This is a genomic window from Micromonospora endophytica (genome assembly GCF_003236305.1).
Classification (GTDB): Bacteria; Actinomycetota; Actinomycetes; order Mycobacteriales; family Micromonosporaceae; genus Micromonospora; species Micromonospora endophytica.
Genome location: NZ_POTX01000428.1, coordinates 1 through 2,411 on the forward strand (window position 1 = coordinate 1; position 2,411 = coordinate 2,411).

At 72.5% G+C, this 2,411-nt stretch carries 2 protein-coding genes and 1 pseudogene; 1 reads left to right on the forward strand and 2 read right to left on the reverse strand.

The features are described from left to right. A partial coding sequence (locus C1I93_RS30115) for a crotonase/enoyl-CoA hydratase family protein (protein ID WP_111246623.1) occupies nt 1–721 on the reverse strand: 721 nt, incomplete at its 3' end. Nucleotides 722–897: 176 nt separating this feature from the next. On the opposite strand from C1I93_RS30115, the gene C1I93_RS30120 reads away from it, so the two are divergent. Further along, on the forward strand, nt 898–1,749 hold the full coding sequence (locus C1I93_RS30120) for a Rieske (2Fe-2S) protein (protein WP_111246624.1): 852 nt from the start codon (nt 898–900) through the stop codon (nt 1,747–1,749). A 244-nt stretch (nt 1,750–1,993) separates the two neighbouring features. Here the strand turns inward: C1I93_RS30120 and C1I93_RS32845 are convergent. After that, nucleotides 1,994–2,411: pseudogene (locus C1I93_RS32845) on the reverse strand (LysM peptidoglycan-binding domain-containing protein); the annotation flags it as partial.

Genomic DNA, 2,411 nt, shown 5'->3' on the forward strand with positions numbered 1-2,411 from the left:
GGGTGGGAGCGTGGGGGGTGTCGGTGGCGAGGGAGTGCAGGCCGTAGGTGAGTTCGATGGTGAGGGCCTCGGGTTCGGGTTGGTGGGCGGTGGCCAGCACGGCGGCGCGGTCGTTGCGCAGGCAGGTCTGCGGGTGGCCGGCGATCTCGGCGGCCAGCCGCTCGGCCGCCGCGCGTGACTCACCCGGGCCGACCAGCCGGTTGACCAACCCCATGGCGTACGCCTCGTCGGCCGGCACCGGACGGCCGGTGAGGATCAGGTCCATCGCCCGGCTCTCGCCGATCAGCCTCGGCAGCCGCACCGTGCCGCCGTCGATCAACGGCACGCCCCAGCGCCGGCAGAAGACCCCGAGCACCGCGTCCGACTCGGCGACCCGCAGATCGCACCAGAGCGCCAACTCCAGCCCACCGGCCACGGCGTGGCCGGAGATCGCGGCGATCACCGGCTTGCTGAGCACCATCCGGGTGGGGCCCATCGGGCCGTCGCCGTCCGGCTCGACCCGGTTGCCGCTGGGCGTACCGATGGCTTTGAGGTCGGCACCCGCGCAGAACGTGCCGCCGGCTCCCCAGAGCACCGCCACCGAGGCGTCCGGATCGGCCTCGAAGGACCGGAACGCGTCAGCCAGAGCGCGTGCGGTGGGCCCGTCGACCGCGTTGCGTACCGCCGGTCGATCCAAGATCACCGTGGTCACCGGTCCGTCCCGTTCCACCCGTACCGCCATCCCATCAGGATGCCGGTGCCCGGCGCATCAGGTCGCCCGGGGTCTCGTCAGGCCCGTCTCCGGCTGAGGCGGGCGGGAGCGGTGGCCGGCCGTCCGAACGGGTGAACTCGGCCCTTGCCTGGTGATTCGTCCCGGACGACCGGTTTGCCGTCGGACCCGGCGGGAAGTTGGTAGCCGTGCGAGCCTTGTTGACGAAGATCGAGCAAGCTTCCGGCCTGGACCGGTTCGGTGACCGGTTGCAGGGTGTGGTGCAGGGCATCCTCCGTCCGCAGCGGGTCCGGGATCTGCTGCACGGGGTCTGGCTCGGGCACCCGCTGCACCCGGCGATGGTGCAGGTGCCGGTCGGGTCCTGGATCAGCGCAGCCGTGCTGGACCTGATGCCGGGCCAGCGCCGGGCGGCCACCACGCTCACCGCGGTCGGCACGCTGAGCGCGGTGCCGGCGGCGGTCGCCGGGTTGAACGACTGGGCCGCACTGTCCCGGGACCAACGCCGGATCGGACTGGTGCACGCCGCGGCGAACACCGTCGCGCTGGCGATGTACGGCGGCTCGGTGGCCGCGCGGTTGTCCGGCCGACACCAACTCGGGCGTACGCTCGGCTGGCTCGGGCTGAGCGCCGCCGGTGCGGGGGCGTACATCGGTGGGCACTTGGCGTACAAGCAGGGTGCCCAGGTGAACGTGAGCGTTTCCGACCTGCACCTGATCAGCGACGGCTGGCATCCGATCGCCGAGCTGACCAAGCTGCCGCAGCGGGAACTCGTCACCCACAAGGTGGACGACGTGTCGGTGATCGTCTACCGGCACGGCGACGACGTCACGGTGATGCTCGAACGCTGCCCGCACCAGAGCGGCCCACTCGGCGAGGGTGAGGTACGCGAGATCGACGGACACGCCTGCGTGGTGTGCCCATGGCACGGCAGCACGTTCCGCCTCAACGGCGGCGAGGTGGTGCACGGGCCGTCCCCCAACGACCAGCAGATCCTGCCGACCCGGATTGTCGACGGCCAGCTGGAGACCCGCCTGCCCTGACCGTCGCCGGACCCGCCCGGCACGGTCAAGATCCGCACAAGTTCAGGGAAAGTGCTGCCTCGTCAGCCATCAGCCAGCGAGACAGCACTTTCCCTGAAACTGCTACCGAGGCCGGGTCCAACCAGCCTTCGTGATGACGGCCGGGCTGCGTATTGCCCCGGCACCCGTCGTGGGTGGACCGGGGCAACAGAGGCGCTTGAGGTCGCCTGGGAGGGATTGAACGGTCCTCGGTGCGGCGGCGGTGTCAGTAGCGGCGGTGGCGGCCGATCGGCAGTTCCGACGGTGGGCTGACCGGGACGTGCCGCCGTCCGCCGACGCGGGCCGCCGCCGGGCGACGACGCATGCCCAGTACGGCACCGATCTGCGCGCCGATGATGCTGGCCACGGCGAGCACCGCGGAGACCGCGAGCGGGCGGTTGACCCGGTCGGGTTCGCTGGCGCTCGCCGCACCCACAGTCACCACCGGCGGGTGGCCGCCCGGCGCATCGCCGCGTGGCGGTGCGTGTTCGCCGCCCTGCGGTCCGGGCCCCACAGGTGTGAGCGAGCCGCGCCCGCCGGGCTCCTGCGTCGAGCCGTCAGGCTGCTGAGTGGATCCGCCGGGCTCCTGCGCTGGGCCGCCAGGTTGGGAGCTGGAGCCGCCGGGCTGCGGGGTGGGGCTGCCG